Genomic DNA, 20279 nt, shown 5'->3' on the forward strand with positions numbered 1-20279 from the left:
CCGGACCGGCCTCAGTAGCTCGGAGCGATGAGCGACTCGGGGACCTCGGCCGCAGCCTCCTGGTCGACAAAGAACACCGTGCGCTTGCGACCGAACGCGCCCGACGCGGGCACCTCGTTCGTGCTGGCACCCGCGAGCGCGAGGCCCAGGGCCGAGGCCTTGTCGGCGCCGGCGAGCACCATCCAGATGCGGTCCGACTGGTTGATCAGCGGCAGCGTGAGGGTGAGGCGCTCCGGCGGCGGCTTCGGCGAGTTGCGGACGGCGAGGACGCCGGGAGTCGTGGAGCGGATCGCGGAGCGCTCGGGGAACAGCGACGCGATGTGCCCGTCCGGCCCGACACCGAGGAAGGTGATGTCGAAGCGCGGGTAGTCGCGCCCCTCGGAGGCGTGCTCGCGCAGCTCCGCGTCGTAGGCAGCGGCGGCGCCGTCGAGGTCCAGACCCTCGTCCGAGGCCGGGTAAGAGTGCACGTTCGCCGCCGGCACGTCGAGGACGCTGAAGAGGTCCCCCGCCTGGACGTCGTTGCGGTCCTCGTGGCCGCGGGGCACCCAGCGCTCATCGCCCCACCAGAAGTGCACGCGCGACCAGTCCACGTTGCCGGCGGCGGAGGAGGAGCCGATCTCCTTGAGCGTGGCGGCTCCCATCGTCCCTCCGGTGAGCACGACGTTCGCCGAACCCAGGTCGTCGAGGACGTCGATCGTCTTGGTGAGGAACCGGGCGGCGACCGAGCCGGCGAGGGTCTGCTTGTCGCGGTGGACCAGCACGCGGCGTTCGGTGGTCATCTCAGGGGACTCCTTCGGGTTCGGGTGCCGATCGGCGGGGTTCGGCTCCGTGTCGGGAAGCTCTGAGGCGTGGGCGCCCTGGACGGGCGCCCACGCCTCAGGAGGCGCTGCGGGCCTCGGCCTTCTCAGTGAGCATGTCGACCCCGCGCGAGATCACTTCACCGTACAGGTCATCCGGGTCGAGCCGGCGCAGCTCCTCCGCCAGGCAGTCCCGGAGGCTGCGGCGGGGGAGCGAGATGTCGTGGACCGGCTGATCGGGCTGCGTGAGCGTCGCGACGTTGGGCACCGAGCGCTCGAGCTCGATCACTCCGGAGTCGCGGATGAGCCGCACGCCGTGGATCCCGCTGGACCCGGTGGCGCTGATCGTGAGCTCGTGGTCGACGGGGATGTCGAGCTCGAGCTGCAGCCAGGCGGCGAGCAGGATCGTCGAGGGGGAGTCGGGCGCGCCCGAGACCTCGACGGCCGTGATCGGCTCGTAGGGCGGCTGGTCGAGCACTGCTGCGAGCTGCGCGCGCCAGAGGGTGAGGCGGGTCCAGGCGAAGTCGGTGTCGCCGGGGGCATAGGTGGAGGCGAGGTGGTGCAGCGCCTCCGCCGGGTTCGACTGGGCCGACGCGTCGGTGATCCGCCGGGTGGCGATCCGGCCGATCGGGGACGCGGAGGCGTTGTCCGGAGCGCTGTTCGGCCACCAGGCCACGACGGGGGCGTCGGGGAGGAGCAGGCCCGTGACCAGGCTCTCCTCGTCCTCGGCCGCGTCCCCGTAGGGACGGAGCACGACGACCTCGCTCGCGCCGGCGTCGCCTCCGACCCGGATCTGCGCGTCGACCCGCGCCGTCGCGTCGACCGGGACCGTGGTGGTGCCGTCGTCTTTCGAGACCACGATGACGCGCATCGGGTGCTCGCGGGACGCGTCGTTCGCGGCTTCGATGGCCTCCTCCTCGTGACCCCGGGAGGTCGCGATGATGAGGGTGAGGACGCGGCCGAGGGCGACGGCGCCGCCCTCCTCGCGGATCTTGACGAGGGTCTTCGAGACCTCGCTCGTCGTGGTGTCGGGCAGATCGACGATCATGGACGCCTCCAGGTGCGGCCGTCGCGGGCGAGGAGCTCGTCGGCGGAATCGGGGCCCCAGGTTCCGGGGCGGTACTGCTCGGGCTGGCCCTGCGTGGCCCAGAACTCCTCGATCGGGTCGAGGATCTTCCAGGACAGCTCGACCTCCTCGTGCCGGGGGAAGAGCGGCGGCTCGCCCAGGAGGACGTCGAGGATGAGACGCTCGTAGGCCTCGGGACTCGCCTCGGTGAACGCGTGGCCGTAGCCGAAGTCCATCGTCACGTCGCGCACCTGCATGCCGGCGCCGGGCACCTTCGAGCCGAAGCGCATGGTGACGCCCTCGTCGGGCTGGACCCGGATGACGAGCGCGTTCTGGCCCAGCGACGTGGTCTGGCTCTCGGCGAAGAGCTGCTTCGGTGCCCGCTTGAACACGACCGCGATCTCGGTGACGCGGCGGCCGAGGCGCTTGCCGGCCCGCAGGTAGAACGGCACGCCGGCCCAGCGTCGGGTGCCGATGTCCAGGCGCATGGCGGCATAGGTCTCGGTGGTCGAGGTGGGGCTCATGCCGTCCTCCTCGAGGAAGCCGAGCACCTTCTCGCCGCCCTGCCAGCCGCCGGCGTACTGCCCGCGGGCGGTCGCGGTGGAGAGGTCGGCGGGGAGGCGGACGGCCGCGAGGACCTTCTCCTTCTCCGCACGGAGGTCGGCCGCGTCGAACGAGATCGGCTCCTCCATGGCGGTCAGGGCGAGCAGCTGCAGCAGGTGGTTCTGGATGACGTCGCGCGCCGCTCCGATGCCGTCGTAGTAGCCCGCGCGCCCGCCCACGCCGATGTCCTCGGCCATGGTGATCTGCACGTGGTCGACGTAGTTCGAGTTCCAGAGCGGCTCGTACATCATGTTGGCGAAGCGGAGGGCCAGGATGTTCTGGACCGTCTCCTTGCCGAGGTAGTGGTCGATCCGGAAGACGGAGTCGGGCGGGAAGACCGACTCGACGACGTCGTTCAGCTCGCGAGCCGTCTTCAGGTCGCTGCCGAACGGCTTCTCGATGACGACGCGGCGCCACTGGCCGTCCTTCTGCTCGGCGAGGCCGGAGCTGCGCAGCTGCTCGGTGACCTGCGGGAAGGACTTCGGGGGGATCGAGAGGTAGAAGGCGAAGTTGCCGTTCGTGCCGCGCTCGCGGTCGAGGTCGTCGACGGTCGTCTTCAGGCGGGCGAACGCCTCGGGGTCGTCGAACTCGCCCTGCACGAACCTGATGCCCTGCGCAAGCTGCGCCCAGACCTCCTCGTGGAACTCGGTGCGGGCGTGCTTCTTCACGGAGTCGTGGACGACCTGCTCGAAGTCCTGGTCGTCCCAGTCGCGCCGGGCGAATCCGACGAGGGCGAAGCCGGGAGGCAGGAGGCCGCGGTTGGCGAGATCGTAGACCGCGGGCATGAGCTTCTTGCGGGAGAGGTCGCCGGTCACGCCGAAGATGACGAGGCCGCTGGGCCCGGCGATCCGGTTCAACCGGCGGTCGAAGCTCAACCTCAGCGGATTGAACTCGGGGGTGATGTCCACAGACATGTGCAGTGTCCTTCTGTGTGCCGGTGGGACCGGCGCACTGCTATCGGTGAGAGAGGGGGAGGAGCGGGCGGGCCCGGCTGCTGCCCCGGGAAGTGGTCGCGGGACGACCGCGGGCACGCCGCCGCGCGCTCGAGAGCGCAGCGGCGGCGTGCCCGTCGGATCAGGTGTTGAGGGCCTCGAAGAGCGCCTCGAGGTCGGCCTCGGGGTCGGTCAGCGTGAGGGTCAGCACCGGCCGGCCGTGCTCGGCGAGCACGCTCGCGTCGCCGGCGGCCTGCGCCAGGATGAGCTGGCCGAAGGTGAACGGGCTGTCCGGGATCTCGAGGTCCACGTCGGAGCGCTCGGTGATCTGGAGGAACACGCCGGTCGGCGCCCCGCCCTTGTGGTACTGCCCGGTCGAGTGCAGGAAGCGCGGGCCCCACCCGAAGGTGACGGGGCGCTGGGCCTGCGCGGCGAGGAGGTCGCGCACGCCCTCGAGCTGCGGGAGCGCGAGGCGGTCGACGTACGCCTGGATCGAGACGTAGCCGCCGTCGCCCAGCTGCGCGAGGAGGCGGTCGACAGCGGCGGCGACGGTCGAGACGCCCTCGGTGACGCTGCTGCTGCCGGTGACCTCGATGCCCGCGTCGGTGAACGCGGGCGCCTCGGGCTCGGGGCGCTTCTCGAGCAGGGCCCGGGTCGCGACCTTCGCCGACTCGACGTCGGGCTGGTCGAACGGGTTGATGCCCAGGAGGCGACCCGCGACGGCGACGGCGTACTCCCACGTGAGCATCTGAGCGCCGAGCGAGCCGGAGAGGAGGATCTCGCCCTCGTGGCGGTCGCGCGGGAACAGGTGCAGCGCCGTGGCGTCCTCGACCAGGCGGACGACCTGCACGTCGGGCAGGTCCTCCGAGAGCTCGGGGGCCAGCGTGCCGAGGACGACGGGGAGGATGCCCGTGCCGTCCTTGCCGGTGGACTCGGCGATGAGCTGCTCCGCCCAGTCGGCGAAGCCGACGATGTCGGTCCCGTCGGCGACGATCGCGAGCTTGTCGCGGCGCGGGCTGGTCGCGGCGATCGCCGCTCCGAGGATCAGGCCCGGGTTCTCGGGGGAGTCCACGGCGAGCCCGAGGGAGGCCTCGGCCGCCTCGTCGAGGAGGGCCTCGATGTCGGCGCCGGCGAGCCCGGACGGCACGAGGCCGAACGCGGAGAGCGCCGAGAAGCGCCCGCCGATGTTCGGGTCGGCGTTGAACACGCGGTAGCCGGCCTCGCGGGAGGAGGTGTCCAGGGGCGAGCCCGGGTCGGTCACGATGACGATGCGGTCGAGCGGATCGATGCCCGCCTCCGTGAACGCCTTCTCGTAGGCCTTCTTCTGGCTCGCGGTCTCGACGGTCGAGCCGGACTTCGAGGAGATGACGACCGCGGTCGACGCGAGCCGGTCGTTCAGGGCCGCGAGCACCTGGCCGGGCGCCGTCGAGTCGAGCACGGTGAGCTCGACGCCGGCGGTGCGGGTGATGACCTCGGGCGCGAGCGAGGAGCCGCCCATGCCGCCGAGGACGATGTGGTCGACGCCCTTGGCCTGGAACTCCTCGCGCAGGGCGAGGATCTGGGGGATCAGGGGGCGGGAGACGGTGGTCGACTCGGTCCACCCGAGGCGCTTGGCCGCCTCCTCCTCCGCCGCGGCGCCCCACAGGGTGGGGACCTGGGCGGTGATGCCGGAGGCGACCTCGTCGGCGACGAGCTCCGGGACGACGCGGTCGACGGCCTTCTCGGCGTCTCCGCTGACGTGGATCTGGATGGCCATGATCAGGCCTGCGCCTTCGCGCCCTCGAGCGCCGCGGTGACGGTGTCGAGCAGCTCGTTCCAGGAGACGATGAACTTCTCCACGCCCTCCTTCTCGAGCAGCTCGGTGACGTCGGCGTACGAGACGCCCTGCGCCGCGACGGCGTCGAGGACGGCGTTCGCGTCGGCGTACGAGCCCGTGACGGTGTCGCCGGTGATGACGCCGTGGTCGAAGGTCGCCTCGAGGGTCTTCTCGGGCATCGTGTTGACCACGCCGGCCGCGACGAGCTCAGTCACGTAGAGGGTGTCGGGGAGGTCGGTCGACTTGACGCCGGTCGAGGCCCAGAGGGGGCGCTGGCGGTTGGCGCCGGACTCCTGGAGCAGCAGGGCGCGCTCGGTGGCGAACGCCTCGACGAAGACCTCGTAGGCCAGCTGCGCGTTGGCGACGCCGGACTTGCTCTTGAGGGCGCGGGCCTCGTCGGTGCCGACGGCCTCGAGGCGCTTGTCGATCTCGGTGTCGACGCGCGAGACGAAGAACGAGGCGACGGAGTGGATGGTCGACAGGTCGATGCCGGCGTCCTTGGCCTTCTCGAGGCCGGCCAGGTACGCGTTGATGACGGCGCGGTAGCGGGCGAGCGAGAAGATCAGGGTGACGTTCACCGAGATGCCGGAGCCGATGACCTCCGTGATGGCCTCGAGGCCCTCGACGGTCGCGGGGATCTTGATCATCGCGTTGGGGCGGTCGACCTTGGCCCAGAGGGCCTTGGCCTGCTCGATGGTGCCCTGGGCGTCGTGCGCCAGGCCGGGCTCGACCTCGATCGACACGCGGCCGTCGTAGCCGTTGGTCGCGTCGTAGATCGGGCGGAAGATGTCGGACGCCGCGGCGACGTCGTCGGTGGTGATCTCGAAGACGGCGTCGGTCACCGAGGTGCCGGCGGAGGCGAGCTCGCGCACCTGGGCGTCGTAGGACTCGCCGTTGGTCAGGGCCGCGGCGAAGATCGTGGGGTTCGTGGTGACTCCGACGACGTTCTTCTCCTCGATGAGCTTCTGCAGCCCTCCGGTGGAGATGCGCGAGCGGGAGAGGTCGTCGAGCCAGATGCTGACGCCGGCGGCGGAGAGCTCTGCGGTGGGGGTGTTCTCGGTCATGTCTCTTCTTCTTCTGCGTAGGTGGTGCGTGGTGTGAGGGGGAGCCGCTGCTCCGACGGCGAAGGCCGCGTCCGTGGTGGACGCGGCCTTCGGGTCAGGAGGCTGCGAGCGACTCCTTGGCGGCGGACAGTGCCGCCTCGGTGGTGATCCCGAACTCGCGGAACAGGGTCTTGTAGTCGGCCGAGGCGCCGAAGTGCTCGATCGAGACGGAGCGGCCGGCGTCGCCGACGTACTTCTGCCAGCCCAGGCTCAGGCCGGCCTCGATCGAGACGCGCGCCTTCACCGAGGAGGGCAGGACCTTCTCGCGGTACTCGGCGTCCTGCTCCTCGAACCACTCGAGGGACGGAGCCGAGACGACGCGGGCGTTGACGCCCTCGCTCCTCAGGGCCTCGCGCGCCTCGACGGCGATCTGGACCTCGGAGCCGGTCGCGATGAAGATCACGTCCGGGGTGCCGCCCGGCGCCTCGGCCAGGATGTAGGCACCGCGGGCGACGTTCGCGGCGGAGGCGAAGGTCTCGCCCTCCGCGTCGCCCTCGCCGCGCTCGAACACCGGGATGTTCTGACGGGTGAGCGCGAGGCCGGCGGGGCCCTCGCGGCGCTCGAGGATGGTCTTCCAGGCGTAGGCGACCTCGTTCGCGTCGCCGGGGCGGACGACGTCCAGGCCCGGGATCGCGCGGAGGGTCGACAGCTGCTCGACCGGCTGGTGCGTCGGGCCGTCCTCGCCGAGCGCCACGGAGTCGTGGGTCCAGACGTAGATGGCCGGCGCCTTCATGAGCGCGGCGAGACGGACCGCCGGGCGCATGTAGTCGGAGAAGATCAGGAAGGTGCCGCCGAAGGGGCGGGTGTTGCCGTGCAGGACGATCCCGTTGAGGATCGCGCCCATGGCGTGCTCGCGGATGCCGAAGTGCAGCACGCGGCCGCCCTTCTTCCCGGTCCACTCGTGGGTCGAGAACTCCGTCGGGACGAAGGAGCCGGCTCCCTCGATCGTCGTGTTGTTCGACTCGGCGAGGTCGGCGGAGCCGCCCCACAGCTCGGGGATCACTCCGGCGAGGGCGTTGATGACCTTGCCGGACGCGGCGCGGGTCGAGACCTCCTTGCCGGGCTCGAAGACGGGGAGCGCCTCCTGGACGCCCTCGGGCAGCTCGCCCGAGAGGACCCGGTCGAGCAGCTCCTTCTTCTCGGGGTTCGCGGACGCCCAGGCGGCGAGCTGCTCGTCCCACTCGGCGTGCTGGGCCTGGCCGCGCTCGACGGCCTTGCGGGTGTGCTCGATGACCTCGTCGGCGACGTCGAAGGTCTTCTCGGGGTCGAAGCCGAGCACCTCCTTGAGTCCGCGGAGCTCGTCGGCGCCCAGGGCGGAGCCGTGGATCTTGCCGGTGTTCTGCTTCTTCGGCGACGGCCAGCCGATGATGGTGCGCAGGATGATGAGCGACGGCTTGTCGGTCTCGCCCTTCGCGGCCTCGATCGCGGCGTGCAGCTCGGCGACGTCCTCGTGGTACTCGCCGGTCTTCTTCCAGTCGACGACCTGGACCTGCCAGTCGTAGGCCTCGTAGCGCGCCTTGACGTCCTCGGTGAAGGCGATGTTGGTGTCGTCCTCGATCGAGATCTGGTTGGAGTCGTAGATGACGACCAGGTTGCCGAGCTTCTGGTGGCCGGCCAGCGAGGAGGCCTCGCTGGTGACGCCCTCCTGCAGGTCGCCGTCGCCGGCGATCACGTAGACGAAGTGGTCGAACGGGGAGGTGCCCGCGGCGGCCTCCGGGTCGAACAGCTCGCGCTCGAAGCGCGAGGCGTAGGCGAAGCCTACCGCGGAGGCGAGGCCCTGGCCGAGCGGCCCGGTGGTGATCTCGACGCCGTCGGTGTGGCCGTACTCCGGGTGGCCCGGGGTCTTCGAGCCCCAGGTGCGCAGCGCCTTGAGGTCGTCGAGCTCGAGTCCGTAGCCGCCCAGGTAGAACTGGACGTACTGGGTCAGCGAGGAGTGGCCGACCGACAGGATGAACCGGTCGCGGCCGATCCAGGTCGCGTCGGACGGATCGCGGCGCATGACCTTCTGGAACAGGAGGTAGGCGGCGGGCGCGAGGCTCATGGCGGTTCCGGGATGGCCGTTGCCGACCTTCTCGACCGCATCCGCGGCGAGAACCCTCGCCGTGTCGACTGCCTTCTCGTCAATGGATTCCCATTGCAGTTCTGACACTTGGTACTGACCCTTCTCGAGACGTGGGGCAGACGGGGACCGTCCGCCCTCTCGCATGGTGGAGCACGCCGCATGACGACTTCGACACGATGCTCCGGCGACGGCCCTCTCGGCCCCGTGCCGACGATCGTCGGGCGGGCTCGGGTGCGTGCCGGGCGCTCTGGCGAGCAGTCCCGAGTATACGGAGGGGGGTGCGCCGCTGACCGGGGGTTGCGTGGTCGCATATGTCTGCGTCCGATTGGACAAGCGTGCACGCCGGGCCCGGCTCCCGGACGGGCGCATTACACTCGTTCGGGATCATCGAATCGTTAGAGGAGCAATGGACGCAGTCGTGGAGACCACCGCCGTCGAGCGGGACGGGGCGTCGCCGACGACCCTCTCGCGCAAGGTGAAGGCCTTCGTCGCTCTGACGAAGCCGCGCGTGATCGAGCTGCTCCTCGTGGTGACTGCTCCGACGATGATCCTGGCGCAGGGCGGGATCCCCAATCTGCTGCTGGTCCTCAACGTCCTGATCGGCGGCGCGCTGAGCGCCGGGTCCGCGGGCGCGTTCAACTGCTACTTCGACCGCGACATCGACCGGATCATGAACCGGACGAAGAACCGGCCGCTCGTGACCGGGGAGATCTCGGACCGGTCCGCGCTCGTCTTCGCGACCACGATCGGCGTCCTGTCGATCGTCTGGCTCGGCCTCACGGCCAACTGGCTCTCCGCGGGCCTCTCGCTCGCCGCGATCCTGATCTACGTCGTGTTCTACACGCTCTTCCTCAAGCGCCGGACGCCGCAGAACATCGTGTGGGGCGGCATCGCGGGCTGCATGCCGGTGCTGATCGGCTGGGCGGCGGTCACCGGCTCGCTCGACTGGGCCCCCGTCATCCTCTTCTCCGTCATCTTCCTCTGGACGCCGCCGCACTACTGGCCGCTGTCGATGAAGTACCGGGACGACTACCAGGCCGCCGGCGTGCCGATGCTGGCCGTCGTGCGCGGACGCACGATCGTCGGGCTCCAGGTCATCCTCTACGCCTGGGCCACCGTCGCCTGCTCGCTCCTGCTGATCCCCGTCGCCGGAATGGGGGTGCTCTACACGGTGGTCGCGCTCGGCAGCGGAGTCTGGTTCATCGCCGAGACGCACCGCCTCTACAGCCTCGCGATCCGTCACGAGCACGTCTCGCCGATGCGGGTGTTCCACGGGTCCATCGGATACCTCACCCTGCTCTTCCTCGCCGTCGGCATCGACCCGCTGCTCCCCTTCTGATGGTGACGCCGTTCTCCTTGCTCGCCGAGCGGGTGACCCTGGGTCCGCGCGCACTGCGCTGGGGGACCACCGCGGCGCTCGTCGCGAGCATCCTGATCATCTTCTTCGGGGGCGTCGTCCGGCTGACCGGCTCTGGCCTCGGCTGCCCCACCTGGCCGGCGTGCGAGCCGGGCTCGCTCACCTCGACCCCCGAGCTCGGGATCCACGGCTTCATCGAGTTCACGAACCGCGCGTTCACCGGCGTCCTCGTGGTCGCGGTGGGCTGGGCGATCACGGCCGCGCGCCTGCAGAAGCCGCGCGACCGCACCATGACCCGGCTCGCTTGGTCGCAGTTCTGGCTCGTCGTCGCGAACGCCCTCGCGGGCGGCGCGACCGTCCACTCGGGCCTCAACCCGTACATCGTGGCCGGGCACTTCGTTCTCGCCATCGCCCTCCTCACCACCACCGCACTGACGTGGCACCGCGCCCACCGCTCGCAGTCCGTGGCCTTCGAGCCTGACCGCCCGACGCGGGCGCTCAGCATCGGGCTCGTCGGCCTGACGCTCCTCGTGATCCTCGTGGGGACCCTCGTGACGGGGACCGGCCCGCACGCCGGCGACTCCGCGGAGGTGCCCCGCATGCAGTTCCACTGGGAGAGCGTGACCGTCGTCCACGGCGTGCTCGGCACGGCGGTGCTCGTCGTGGGCGCCGCGCTGCTCCTGCGCCTGTCGCGGGCGGCGGGCTCGGAGCTCGCCCGGCGGCGCGTGGTCGCCTTCCTCGTGGTCGTCGTGCTGCAGGCGCTGGTCGGGGTCGCGCAGTCGCTCACCGCGCTGCCCGAGACGCTCGTCGCGGTGCACCTGCTCGGCTCGGCGCTCATCTGGGTCGGCGCGGTCCGCGTGCTGCTCGACGTCAACCCGAGGCTGTTCACCGTGCGCGCCCAGCGCCGGGACGCCGCCCAGGAGCTCCAGCCCGCCGCCTGACCGCGGGCTCCGGCTCGGCGGAGAGCAGGTGCCGCCGGAGGCGCAGGAGCACGCGGGGGAGCGCCCGCAGCGGGAGGTCGGCCGCGATCGCGCGGGCGAGAGGGCCGAACGCCCGTGCGGGTCCGGTCGGCAGGCCGGCGCCCATCAGTGCGGTCACGAGTCGTGCGGGGATCGGGGTCGATGCGTCGTTCGTCATGGCGGAACCGAATCACGGACCACCGACACTTGTATGGCCATGCGCGTCTGGAGGCACGTCGCCGGTGCCCGGCCGACACCCAGGTGCGGAGGTTCCGCTGAACGGCGGACGCCGGTAGAATGAGAAGCTGGTCACGGTTCGACGCACCCTGCGCACGTGATCCGCACACGGCCCGATGGAGCGCCGACGCACACCTCCGGAATCCAGGGACGCACATCATCCGCTCCGCGCATCAGATCGATCGCGCGACCGGCCGGAGAGCACCCGCGGGCCACCCCCGGGGGAATTACTCCGGGACCCGACCGGTTAGCAGTGGGTAGGAAACGAGGTACACATGTCAGACATCCTGATCGACCGCCCCGAGCTCGAGAGCCTGGGCGTCTACGAGTTCGGCTGGTCCGACTCGGACTCCGCCGGAGCCTCCGCGCGACGCGGCATCTCGCCCGAGGTCGTCTCCGACATCTCCGCGCTCAAGAACGAGCCCGCCTGGATGCGCGACCGCCGCATGAAGGCCCTGAAGCTCTTCGAGCGCAAGCCCATGCCGACGTGGGGCGCCGACCTGTCGGACATCGACTTCGACAACATCAAGTACTTCGTCCGCTCCACCGAGAAGCAGGCGCAGACCTGGGACGACCTCCCGGACGACATCAAGAACACGTACGAGAAGCTCGGCATCCCGGAGGCGGAGCGCCAGCGCCTCGTCGGCGGCGTCGCGGCCCAGTACGAGTCCGAGGTCGTCTACCACCAGATCCGCGAGGACCTGGAGGAGCAGGGCGTCATCTTCATGGACACCGACACGGCGCTGCGCGAGCACCCCGAGATCTTCGAGGAGTACTTCGGCAGCGTCATCCCCGCGGGCGACAACAAGTTCGCGGCGCTGAACACCGCGGTCTGGTCCGGCGGCTCCTTCGTGTACGTCCCCAAGGGCGTCCACGTGGACATCCCGCTGCAGGCCTACTTCCGGATCAACACCGAGAACATGGGCCAGTTCGAGCGGACCCTGATCATCGCGGACGAGGACAGCTACGTCCACTACATCGAGGGCTGCACGGCTCCGATCTACAAGTCGGACTCGCTGCACTCGGCCGTGGTCGAGATCATCGTGAAGAAGAACGCCCGCGTGCGCTACACGACGATCCAGAACTGGTCGAACAACGTCTACAACCTCGTCACCAAGCGCGCGATCGCGCACGAGGGCGCGACGATGGAGTGGATCGACGGCAACATAGGCTCCAAGGTCACGATGAAGTACCCGTCGATCTTCCTGGTCGGCGAGCACGCCAAGGGCGAGACCCTCTCCGTCGCGTTCGCGGGCCCCGGCCAGCACCAGGACGCCGGCGCGAAGATGGTCCACATGGCGCCGTACACGCAGTCGTCGATCGTCTCGAAGTCGATCGCCCGCGGCGGCGGTCGCGCCGGATACCGAGGCGAGGTCCGGGTGGACGCGAACGCGCACCACTCGGCGAACACCGTGCGCTGCGACGCCCTCCTGGTCGACACCATCTCGCGCTCCGACACCTACCCGGCGATCGACATCCGTGTCGACGACGTGCAGCTCGGCCACGAGGCGACGGTGTCGAAGGTCAGCGAGGAGCAGCTCTTCTACCTGATGTCGCGCGGCCTGCCGGAGGACGAGGCGATGGCCATGATCGTCCGCGGCTTCATCGAGCCGATCGCGCGCGAGCTGCCCATGGAGTACGCCCTCGAGCTGAACAAGCTCATCGAGATGGGGATGGAGGGCAGCGTCGGTTGACGCCCGCCTCCCCCCTCGAAGGGGCGCCCGGACGGGGCGCCCCGCACCCATCGAAAGGAACCACCGCCAGATGACGGTCCCCACGAGCGCCGCGACCCCCGAGATCGACGGCGCGGCCGCCGCTGAGCGCCTGGGCATCAGCGCCCACTCCGACGGGGCGTTCACGCCCGTGCAGACGCGCTCCGAGCGCTTCGCGTCGGCCGACGTCGAGGCCTTCGAGGCCGTCACCGGCCGCGAGATCGCCTGGAAGCTGACGCCCGTCGCCCGCCTCGGCGATCTGATCGACGGCGCGCTCGACGGCTCGCCCGCCCCCCTCGAGCACGCGGCGGTGGACGGTGTCGACGTCTCGTGGGTCGGCCGCGACGACCAGCGGATCGGCACCGTCGGCCTCCCCGAGGACCGCGCCGCCGCGAACGCCTGGTCGAGCTTTGAGAAGGCCCTCGCCGTCCGCGTGACGGGCGAGGACGAGAAGGTCGCCACCCTCGTCCGCTCGAGCCTCGGCTCCGCACCCCGCGCCGCGCACACGATCATCGAGGCGGCGCCCTACGCCCGCGCCGTCGTCGTGCTGCAGAACGAGGGGGAGGCCTCCCTCGCGGAGAACGTGGAGATCCTCGTCGGCGAGGGCGCGCAGCTCACCGTCGTCACCGTGCAGGAGTGGGCGGACGACGCCCGGCACCTGGCCAACCACTTCGTGCGGGTCGGACGCGACGCGAAGGTGAAGCACATCGTGGTCACCCTCGGCGGCTCCATCGTCCGGGTGAACCCCTCGGCGCACCTCGTCGAGCGCGGAGCGGACGGCGAGCTCTTCGGCCTGTACTTCGCCGACGGCGGCCAGCACCTCGAGCAGCAGGTGTACGTCGACCACGACGCCCCCGACACCCGCAGCCGCGTGACCTACAAGGGCGCGCTGCAGGGCGAGGGCGCGCGCACCGTCTGGATCGGCGACGTCCTGATCCGCAACAGCGCCACCGGCACCGACAGCTACGAGCAGAACCGCAACCTGGTCCTCTCGGACGGCACGCGCGCCGACTCCATCCCGAACCTCGAGATCGAGACCGGTGACATCGCCGGAGCGGGGCACGCCTCGGCGACCGGCCGCTTCGACGACGAGCAGCTCTTCTACCTGCAGTCCCGCGGGATCCGCGAGGACGAGGCGCGACGCCTGGTCGTGCGCGGGTTCCTCAGCGAGATCGTGCAGCAGATCAAGGTCGCCGAGCTCGAGGACCGCCTGCAGCTCGCGATCGAGGCGGAGCTCGCCGGCAGCGCCGGCCAGACCGGCTCCTCCCGCGGAGCGGCGGTCACCGCATGAGCAACGCCGCGATGATCTGCTCGGTCTCCGAGCTGATCCCCAACCAGGCCATGCGTGTCGAGGTCGACGGAGTCGCGATCGCGGTCGTGCAGGACTCCGCCGGCGAGATCCACGCCATCGGCGACACGTGCACGCACGGCGAGATCTCGCTCTCCGAGGGCTTCGTCGAGGGCGACAGCCTCGAGTGCTGGGCGCACGGCTCCCAGTTCTCCCTCCGCACCGGCACCCCCCTGAACCTCCCGGCCTACGAGCCGGTCCCCGTCTTCGTCGTCGAGATCATCGACGGCGACGTCTACATCGACCCGACCGTCACGAAGGAAGTCTGAATGTCCGTTCTCCAGATCAGCGATCTCCACGTCAGTGTCGAGACCGAGCAGGGGACCAAGCAGATCCTCCGCGGTGTCGATCTCACCATCAACCAGGGTGAGATCCACGCGATCATGGGCCCCAACGGGTCCGGCAAGTCCACCCTCGCGTACACGATCGCGGGACACCCCAAGTACCACGTCGACGGCGGCTCGATCACCCTCGACGGCGTCGAGGTCCTCGACATGTCCGTCGACGAGCGCGCCCGCGCGGGCCTCTTCCTCGCCATGCAGTACCCGGTCGAGATCCCCGGTGTGACCAACACCAACTTCCTCCGCACTGCCAAGACCGCGATCGCCGGCGAGGCGCCCGCCATCCGCACGTGGACGAAGGACGTCAAGTCGGCGATGGCGAACCTCCGCATGGACTCGTCCTTCGCGGCGCGCAACGTCAACGAGGGCTTCTCGGGCGGCGAGAAGAAGCGCAACGAGATCCTCCAGCTCGAGCTGCTCGCCCCGCAGTTCGCCGTCCTCGACGAGACCGACTCCGGCCTCGACGTCGACGCGCTCAAGATCGTGTCGGAGGGCGTCAACCGCGCCCACCAGAGCACCGGTCTCGGCGTGCTGCTGATCACGCACTACACGCGGATCCTCCGCTACATCCAGCCCGACTTCGTCCACGTCTTCGTCGCCGGCCGCGTCGCCGAGCAGGGCGGCAAGGAGCTCGCCACCCGGCTCGAGGACGAGGGCTACGACCGCTTCCTGACCTCGGCGACGGTCTGATCATGGCGGTCACCACTCTCGAGCCGAAGCTCTTCGACCAGGTCGAGGAGGCCCTCAAGGACGTCATGGACCCCGAGCTCGGGGTCAACGTGGTCGACCTGGGACTCATCTACGACCTGGGCTGGGACGACGAGAACGACGCCCTCGTCATCCACATGACCCTCACCTCGGCGGGCTGCCCGCTGACCGACGTGCTCGAGGAGCAGACCGCCGAGTCGCTCGACGGCATCGTCGAGGCGTTCCGGATCAACTGGGTCTGGATGCCGCCGTGGGGTCCCGACCGGATCACCGAGGACGGGCGCGACATGATGCGCGCACTCGGCTTCTCGATCTAGCCGCTGCACACCGACGCCGAAGGGCCGGGAGGAGTCGTCCTCCCGGCCCTTCGGCGTTCCTGTCGTCTTCAGCCTGTCGCAGTCCGTCGTGGAGTCGGAACGGCCGGGCGGGACGGCTCCGGAGTCCGGGGCCGTCGTCGTCCCCGCCGGTCGAGTCGGTGGAGGTGCCCACCGAGGTCGAGCAGGAGGACCGGGCGGCTCGACCTCTGCCGGACGCCCGAAGGGCCGGGAGGAATCGTCCTCCCGGCCCTTCGGCGTCCGTGCGACCGCTCAGCGCGAGCGTCGCGAGAGCATCGCCCAGGTGGTGGGGAGCAGCGCGGCGGCGACCAGCGCCTTGAGCGCGTCGCCGACCAGGAAGGGCACGAGTCCCGCGGAGAGGACGGAGCCGAGGTCGGCTGGCAGCCCCAGCGAGGCGAGGGCGGCGGCCAGCCAGGGCAGGCCGACGAGGTAAATGGTGGCGGTGCCGGCGAGGAAGGTCACCAGCGTGCCGAGGACGCGACGGTCCCACTGCCGCTGGGCGAGCCACCCGGTGACGATCGACGCGAGGACGAAGCCGACGATGTAGCCGCCGGTGGGACCCGCGAGGACCGCCCAGCCGTGCGAGCCCTCGGTGAAGACCGGGGCGCCGAGAGCGCCGACGAGCGCGTACACGAGCATGGAGAGCGCGCCGCGGAGTGCGCCGAGCGTCGTGCCGACCAGAAGGACCGCGAAGGTCTGGCCCGTGAAGGGGACCGGCCACATCGGGATGAACAGCTGCGCCATCGCCGCGGTGAGACCCGCACCCGCGAGCACCAGCAGGGCGTCGGTCGCGACGGAGCGGGTGACGAGCCGGTCGGCGAGGACCGGGCGCGGGAGGGCGGAAGAGGAAGGGGACATGGGTGATCTCCGAGAGTCCTGGTCGCCCGAGAGCGAGGAGCGAGCGCGTCCGCGGTGAGCGGACGTGGATCCGCCCCGCGGCTCAGGAAATATACTAGGGGGCTGCCGCATCGCGGCCCCTTGCCCCACTCCTCCCGAACCGAACGCCATTTCTTGGCGGGAACGGACAGCACTGTGCTCAGCGTGCACGACCTCGAACTCCGAGTCGGCGCCCGACTCCTGATGGAGAACGTCTCCTTCCGGGTGGGCGACGGCGACAAGGTCGGCCTCGTCGGCCGCAACGGGGCGGGGAAGACGACGCTGACCAAGGTCCTCGCGGGCGACCTCATCGCCTCGAAGGGCACGGTCGACCGCGGCGGCGAGATCGGCTACCTCCCTCAGGACCCGCGCTCCGGCGACCCGGAGGAGCTCGCGCGCACCCGCATCCTCGACGCCCGCGGGCTGGGGCAGCTGGTGCTCGGCATGCAGGAGGCGACGGTCGCGATGTCGAGCAGCGACACCTCCGTGAGCGAGGCCGGCATGAAGAAGTACGGCAACCTCACGGATCGCTTCCTCTCCCTGGGCGGATACGCGGCTGAGGCGGAGGCCGCGTCGATCGCGAGCAACCTCAACCTCCCCGACCGGATCCTCGACCAGCCGCTCAAGACGCTCTCCGGTGGCCAGCGGCGCCGCATCGAGCTCGCGCGCATCCTCTTCTCCGACGCGAGCACGCTGATCCTCGACGAGCCGACGAACCACCTCGACGCCGACTCCGTCGTCTGGCTCCGCGAGTTCCTCAAGAACTACCGCGGCGGCTTCATCGTGATCAGCCACGACATCGAGCTGGTCGGCGAGACCGTGAACCGCGTCTTCTACCTCGACGCCAACCGCCAGGTCATCGACGTCTACAACATGAACTGGAAGAACTACCAGCGCCAGCGCGCCGCCGACGAGGAGCGCCGCAAGAAGGAGCGGGTCAACGTCGAGAAGAAGGCCGGCGCCCTCCAGCTGCAGGCCGCCAAGTTCGGCGCGAAGGCCTCGAAGGCCGCAGCGGCGCACCAGATGGTCGCGCGTGCCGAGCGCATGCTCAGCGGGCTCGAGGAGGTCCGTGCGGTCGACCGCGTCGCGAAGCTCCGGTTCCCGACCCCGTCCGCCTGCGGTCGCACCCCTCTGCAGGCTCAGAACCTGTCGAAGAGCTACGGCTCGCTCGAGATCTTCACCGCCGTCGACCTCGCGATCGACCGCGGCTCCAAGGTCGTCATCCTGGGGCTCAACGGAGCGGGCAAGACGACGCTCCTGCGCATCCTGGGCGGCGTCGACCAGCCCGACACCGGAGTGATCGAGGCCGGGCACGGCCTCCGGATCGGCTACTACGCGCAGGAGCACGAGACGATCGACGTCAAGCGCTCGGTGCTCGAGAACATGGTCTCCTCCAGCCCGAACCTCACCGAGACCGAGGCCCGCCGGGTCCTGGGCTCGTTCCTGTTCACCGGCGACGACTCGCACAAGCCGGCCGGGGTCCTCTCCGGCGGGGAGAAGACCCGTCTCGCCCTGGCGATGATCGTGGTCTCGGGCGCGAACGTTCTCCTGCTCGACGAGCCCACCAACAACCTCGATCCCGCGAGCCGCGAGGAGATCCTCGACGCGCTCGCGCACTACGAGGGCGCGGTCGTCCTGGTCAGCCACGACGAGGGAGCCGTCGAGGCACTGAACCCCGAGCGCGTCCTGATCATGCCGGAGGGCACCGAGGACCACTGGGCGGCCGACTACCTCGACCTGATCACGCTCGCCTAGCGGGCGTCGAGCAGCTCGTCCTCGACCTCGGAGTCGCTGCGGCCGCGGCGTCGGCGGCGCTCCTCGCGCCGCTCCTCGGCCGCCACGACCTCGGGGTCGTCGGCGTTGCGGATGCGGTACTCGTGTCGGATCGCCCAGCCGAGCCCGCCGAAGCCCATGACGGCGAACAGCACCCACTGGATCGCGTAGCTGATGTGCAGGCCCTCGTCGGAGACTGGCTTGATCGCGGCCAGCGGGGGAGCGTCGACCGGCGCCGGCGCCTCGGCGACCAGCAGGCCGTACGCCGAGGTCCGCAGGGGCTCGTCCAGCTGCGTCGACAGGTCATCGAGCTGGATCGTGGCGATCTGGCCGGCCGGTGCGGAGCGTCCGTCGATCCGTCCCTCCGCGGGCTTCAGGCGGGCGACGACGGTCACCTCTCCCTCGGGCGGCGCGGGGATCGCGTCGGGGGAGTCCTGGGTCGAGCCGACGGGGACCCAGCCGCGGTCGACGACGAACACGCTGCCGTCGTCGAGCCGCAGCGGCGTCAGGATCTCGAAGCCGGGGTTGCCGTTGTAGGGCCGGTTGCGGACGAGGGTCTGCCCCTGCGTCTCGTAGACGCCGGTGATCTCGACCGGGCGGTACTCGAGGGCGTCGTCCCACGTGGAGTCGGCGGGGAGCAGCCCGTCGAGCGCCACCGGGTCGGCGGTCCAGTTCGCGGTGACCAGCCGGTTGGTCGAGGCGGCCTGGTCGAGCCGCGCGACCTGCCAGCGCGAGAGCAGCACGCAGGCGACGGCGAAGACGATCGCGAGAGCGAGGTAGCCGAACCAGCGTCGCGAGAAGACGAAGCGCCAGGAGGGACGGGGCGCGTCGCCGCTCATCGTTCCGCTCCGCGATCGACCGTGTAGAGCGGCTTCACCTCGAGCGGGAAGTCGCGGGCGAGGAGGAACTCGCGCAGGAACTCCAGGTGCTCGCCGCAGGCCAGCCAGGTCTTCCGACGGTCCTCCGCGTGGATCCTCGGGTTCCGCCACGCGATCGCGAACGTCGCCGTCCGCGGGCAGCCCGCTCGGGAGCAGGCGTGCGCGTCGGGGACCCGGCCGAGCGGGATCACGGCCGGTCTCCTCGCGGGTCGCCGCCCTCGGGGCCGGTCGGCGCCTCGGAGTCGGGGGCGGGGGGCGGTGGGACCGGCCGGGAGAGGACGATCGCACCCGGCCGCTCGACGTTGCCGCGCTCGCCCGCACTGCCGACGTTGGCCAGCACGACGGCGAAGTAGGGCAGGACCACGGCGCCGATGGCGAAGAACAGCAGCCACCAGCCGTGGGCGAAGAGCAGGCAGATGACGCAGAGCATTCTGATGCCCATGGCGATCGAGTACTTGATCGCGCGGGAGCGCCGCTCGGCGCTCGGCGACGGCGGTAGGGAGGTGAGTGTCTCGCGTGGTTTCACAGCCCTGCAAGCCTACGTCGCGGCGGGCGGGTGCAGGCCGGGAGGGCCTCATCCCGGAATCTGTTGCGCGACGCGCCTCTAGGATGTACGGGTCGCCCGGCGCCGCACGAGCGCCGGCAGGAGGGACACCATGACCACGCCGCGCACCGTCCTCGTCACCGGGGGCAACCGGGGGATCGGCTTCGCCATCGCCCAGGAGTTCGTGGCCGCCGGTCACCGGGTCGCCGTGACCGCGCGCTCGGGCTCCGGCCCGGAGGGCTCCCTCACCGTCGTCGCGGACGTGACCGACGCCGCCTCCATCGACGCCGCGTTCACGCAGGTCGAGGCCGAGCTGGGCCCGGTCGAGATCCTGGTGGCGAACGCGGGCATCACCCGCGACACCCTGCTGCTGCGCATGTCGGAGGAGGACTTCACGTCCGTCGTCGACACGAACCTCACCGGGGCGTTCCGCGTCGTCAAGCGCGCATCGAAGGGGATGCTCAAGCAGCGCTTCGGCCGCGTCGTCCTCATCTCCAGCGTGGTCGGCCTCTACGGGTCGCCGGGCCAGATCAACTACTCCTCGTCGAAGGCCGCCCTCGTGGGCTTCGCCCGCTCGCTGACCCGCGAGCTCGGCGCCCGCAACATCACCGCCAATGTCGTCGCTCCCGGCTTCATCGAGACCGACATGACCGCGGAGCTCTCGCCGGAGCAGCAGGCGGAGTACCGGAAGAGCATCCCGCTCGCCCGCTACGGCACCGCTGCCGAGGTCGCGAAGGTCACGCGCTGGCTGGCCGGCGACGAGGCGGCGTACATCTCGGGTGCCGTGATCCCGGTCGACGGCGGCCTCGGGATGGGCCACTGACCGATAAGC

At 70.5% G+C, this 20279-nt stretch carries 19 protein-coding genes; 9 read left to right on the plus strand and 10 right to left on the minus strand.

The features are described from left to right. Window positions 1-11 precede the first annotated feature (11 nt). From pgl to tkt, 6 genes are all read right to left on the minus strand, one after another. The gene (gene pgl, locus C5C37_RS03430; RefSeq protein WP_104221917.1) at window positions 12-779 is read right to left on the minus strand and encodes a 6-phosphogluconolactonase; all 768 of its coding nucleotides are present in this window, start codon (window positions 777-779) and stop codon (window positions 12-14) included. Window positions 780-876: 97 nt separating this feature from the next. After that, complete coding sequence (locus tag C5C37_RS03435; protein ID WP_104232638.1) at window positions 877-1845, minus strand: glucose-6-phosphate dehydrogenase assembly protein OpcA; 969 nt, start codon at window positions 1843-1845, stop codon at window positions 877-879. Beyond that, window positions 1842-3380: a glucose-6-phosphate dehydrogenase gene (gene zwf, locus C5C37_RS03440; protein ID WP_104246802.1), complete on the minus strand. Its 1539-nt coding sequence runs from the start codon at window positions 3378-3380 to the stop codon at window positions 1842-1844. The genes C5C37_RS03435 and zwf overlap by 4 nt, the downstream gene beginning before the upstream one ends. Window positions 3381-3540: 160 nt before the next feature. Further along, window positions 3541-5154: a glucose-6-phosphate isomerase gene (locus C5C37_RS03445; protein ID WP_104221922.1), complete on the minus strand. Its 1614-nt coding sequence runs from the start codon at window positions 5152-5154 to the stop codon at window positions 3541-3543. Between the two features lie 2 nt (window positions 5155-5156). After that, a complete protein-coding gene (gene tal, locus C5C37_RS03450; RefSeq protein WP_104221924.1) occupies window positions 5157-6278 on the minus strand; it encodes a transaldolase in 1122 nt (373 codons plus the stop codon). A gap of 94 nt (window positions 6279-6372) precedes the next feature. Then, a complete protein-coding gene (tkt, locus tag C5C37_RS03455; RefSeq protein ID WP_104225291.1) occupies window positions 6373-8466 on the minus strand; it encodes a transketolase in 2094 nt (697 codons plus the stop codon). A gap of 319 nt (window positions 8467-8785) precedes the next feature. On the opposite strand from tkt, the gene C5C37_RS03460 reads away from it, so the two are divergent. The 7 genes from C5C37_RS03460 (at window position 8786) to C5C37_RS03490 (ending at window position 15358) form a co-directional block, all read left to right on the plus strand. Then, entirely contained in the window at window positions 8786-9718 is a 933-nt protein-coding gene (locus C5C37_RS03460; protein WP_104232635.1) for a heme o synthase, read from the plus strand. Then, window positions 9718-10677, plus strand: coding sequence for a heme A synthase (locus C5C37_RS03465; RefSeq protein ID WP_104246804.1), 960 nt, complete (start codon window positions 9718-9720; stop codon window positions 10675-10677). The genes C5C37_RS03460 and C5C37_RS03465 overlap by 1 nt, the downstream gene beginning before the upstream one ends. Before the next feature lie 530 nt (window positions 10678-11207). Next, entirely contained in the window at window positions 11208-12626 is a 1419-nt protein-coding gene (gene sufB / locus C5C37_RS03470; protein WP_104338479.1) for a Fe-S cluster assembly protein SufB, read from the plus strand. A gap of 70 nt (window positions 12627-12696) precedes the next feature. Next, window positions 12697-13935 carry a Fe-S cluster assembly protein SufD gene (gene sufD / locus C5C37_RS03475; protein WP_104338480.1) on the plus strand — a complete coding sequence of 413 codons (1239 nt, stop codon included), beginning with the start codon at window positions 12697-12699 and terminating at the stop codon, window positions 13933-13935. Next, entirely contained in the window at window positions 13932-14261 is a 330-nt protein-coding gene (locus C5C37_RS03480) for a non-heme iron oxygenase ferredoxin subunit (protein WP_077222834.1), read from the plus strand. The genes sufD and C5C37_RS03480 overlap by 4 nt, the downstream gene beginning before the upstream one ends. After that, window positions 14262-15023 (plus strand): Fe-S cluster assembly ATPase SufC, encoded by a 762-nt coding sequence (gene sufC, locus C5C37_RS03485; protein WP_104221937.1) that lies wholly within the window; start codon window positions 14262-14264, stop codon window positions 15021-15023. Window positions 15024-15025: 2 nt separating this feature from the next. Next, complete coding sequence (locus tag C5C37_RS03490) at window positions 15026-15358, plus strand: metal-sulfur cluster assembly factor (protein WP_104221939.1); 333 nt, start codon at window positions 15026-15028, stop codon at window positions 15356-15358. A 270-nt stretch (window positions 15359-15628) separates the two neighbouring features. Here C5C37_RS03490 and C5C37_RS03495 read toward each other — a convergent pair whose 3' ends face one another. Further along, window positions 15629-16234 carry a biotin transporter BioY gene (locus C5C37_RS03495; RefSeq protein ID WP_104232632.1) on the minus strand — a complete coding sequence of 202 codons (606 nt, stop codon included), beginning with the start codon at window positions 16232-16234 and terminating at the stop codon, window positions 15629-15631. Window positions 16235-16408: 174 nt separating this feature from the next. Here C5C37_RS03495 and C5C37_RS03500 point away from each other — a divergent pair, with 174 nt between their 5' ends. Beyond that, window positions 16409-18007, plus strand: a complete 1599-nt coding sequence (locus tag C5C37_RS03500; RefSeq protein WP_104221943.1) for an ABC-F family ATP-binding cassette domain-containing protein — start codon at window positions 16409-16411, stop codon at window positions 18005-18007. On the opposite strand, the gene C5C37_RS03505 is transcribed toward C5C37_RS03500, so the two are convergent. The 3 genes from C5C37_RS03505 to C5C37_RS03515 are packed head-to-tail and all read right to left on the minus strand — an operon-like array spanning window position 18004 to window position 19429. Next, on the minus strand, window positions 18004-18864 hold the full coding sequence (locus C5C37_RS03505) for an SURF1 family protein (RefSeq protein ID WP_104297635.1): 861 nt from the start codon (window positions 18862-18864) through the stop codon (window positions 18004-18006). The genes C5C37_RS03500 and C5C37_RS03505 overlap by 4 nt on opposite strands. Beyond that, window positions 18861-19094, minus strand: coding sequence for a hypothetical protein (locus tag C5C37_RS03510; RefSeq protein WP_104260748.1), 234 nt, complete (start codon window positions 19092-19094; stop codon window positions 18861-18863). Before C5C37_RS03510 ends, C5C37_RS03505 begins: the two co-directional genes overlap by 4 nt. Further along, window positions 19091-19429 carry a DUF3099 domain-containing protein gene (locus C5C37_RS03515; RefSeq protein ID WP_104221949.1) on the minus strand — a complete coding sequence of 113 codons (339 nt, stop codon included), beginning with the start codon at window positions 19427-19429 and terminating at the stop codon, window positions 19091-19093. The genes C5C37_RS03510 and C5C37_RS03515 overlap by 4 nt, the downstream gene beginning before the upstream one ends. Window positions 19430-19559: 130 nt before the next feature. Here C5C37_RS03515 and C5C37_RS03520 point away from each other — a divergent pair, with 130 nt between their 5' ends. Next, window positions 19560-20270: a beta-ketoacyl-ACP reductase gene (locus C5C37_RS03520; RefSeq protein ID WP_104338481.1), complete on the plus strand. Its 711-nt coding sequence runs from the start codon at window positions 19560-19562 to the stop codon at window positions 20268-20270. The last annotated feature ends 9 nt before the right edge of the window (window positions 20271-20279 follow it).

Origin of the sequence: Rathayibacter sp. AY1F9, assembly GCF_002932155.1 — a bacterium.
Lineage (GTDB): Bacteria > Actinomycetota > Actinomycetes > Actinomycetales > Microbacteriaceae > Rathayibacter.

Excerpts from the sequence above, each read along its gene's own strand:
- pgl (WP_104221917.1), bottom strand. The coding sequence starts at position 779 with ATGACCACCGAACGCCGCGTGCTGGTCCACCGCGACAAGCAGACCCTC.
- C5C37_RS03435 (WP_104232638.1), bottom strand. The coding sequence starts at position 1,845 with ATGATCGTCGATCTGCCCGACACCACGACGAGCGAGGTCTCGAAGACC.
- zwf (WP_104246802.1), bottom strand. The coding sequence starts at position 3,380 with ATGTCTGTGGACATCACCCCCGAGTTCAATCCGCTGAGGTTGAGCTTC.
- C5C37_RS03445 (WP_104221922.1), bottom strand. The coding sequence starts at position 5,154 with ATGGCCATCCAGATCCACGTCAGCGGAGACGCCGAGAAGGCCGTCGAC.
- tal (WP_104221924.1), bottom strand. The coding sequence starts at position 6,278 with ATGACCGAGAACACCCCCACCGCAGAGCTCTCCGCCGCCGGCGTCAGC.
- C5C37_RS03460 (WP_104232635.1), top strand. The coding sequence starts at position 8,786 with ATGGACGCAGTCGTGGAGACCACCGCCGTCGAGCGGGACGGGGCGTCG.
- C5C37_RS03465 (WP_104246804.1), top strand. The coding sequence starts at position 9,718 with ATGGTGACGCCGTTCTCCTTGCTCGCCGAGCGGGTGACCCTGGGTCCG.
- sufB (WP_104338479.1), top strand. The coding sequence starts at position 11,208 with ATGTCAGACATCCTGATCGACCGCCCCGAGCTCGAGAGCCTGGGCGTC.
- sufD (WP_104338480.1), top strand. The coding sequence starts at position 12,697 with ATGACGGTCCCCACGAGCGCCGCGACCCCCGAGATCGACGGCGCGGCC.
- C5C37_RS03480 (WP_077222834.1), top strand. The coding sequence starts at position 13,932 with ATGAGCAACGCCGCGATGATCTGCTCGGTCTCCGAGCTGATCCCCAAC.
- sufC (WP_104221937.1), top strand. The coding sequence starts at position 14,262 with ATGTCCGTTCTCCAGATCAGCGATCTCCACGTCAGTGTCGAGACCGAG.
- C5C37_RS03490 (WP_104221939.1), top strand. The coding sequence starts at position 15,026 with ATGGCGGTCACCACTCTCGAGCCGAAGCTCTTCGACCAGGTCGAGGAG.
- C5C37_RS03495 (WP_104232632.1), bottom strand. The coding sequence starts at position 16,234 with ATGTCCCCTTCCTCTTCCGCCCTCCCGCGCCCGGTCCTCGCCGACCGG.
- C5C37_RS03505 (WP_104297635.1), bottom strand. The coding sequence starts at position 18,864 with ATGAGCGGCGACGCGCCCCGTCCCTCCTGGCGCTTCGTCTTCTCGCGA.
- C5C37_RS03520 (WP_104338481.1), top strand. The coding sequence starts at position 19,560 with ATGACCACGCCGCGCACCGTCCTCGTCACCGGGGGCAACCGGGGGATC.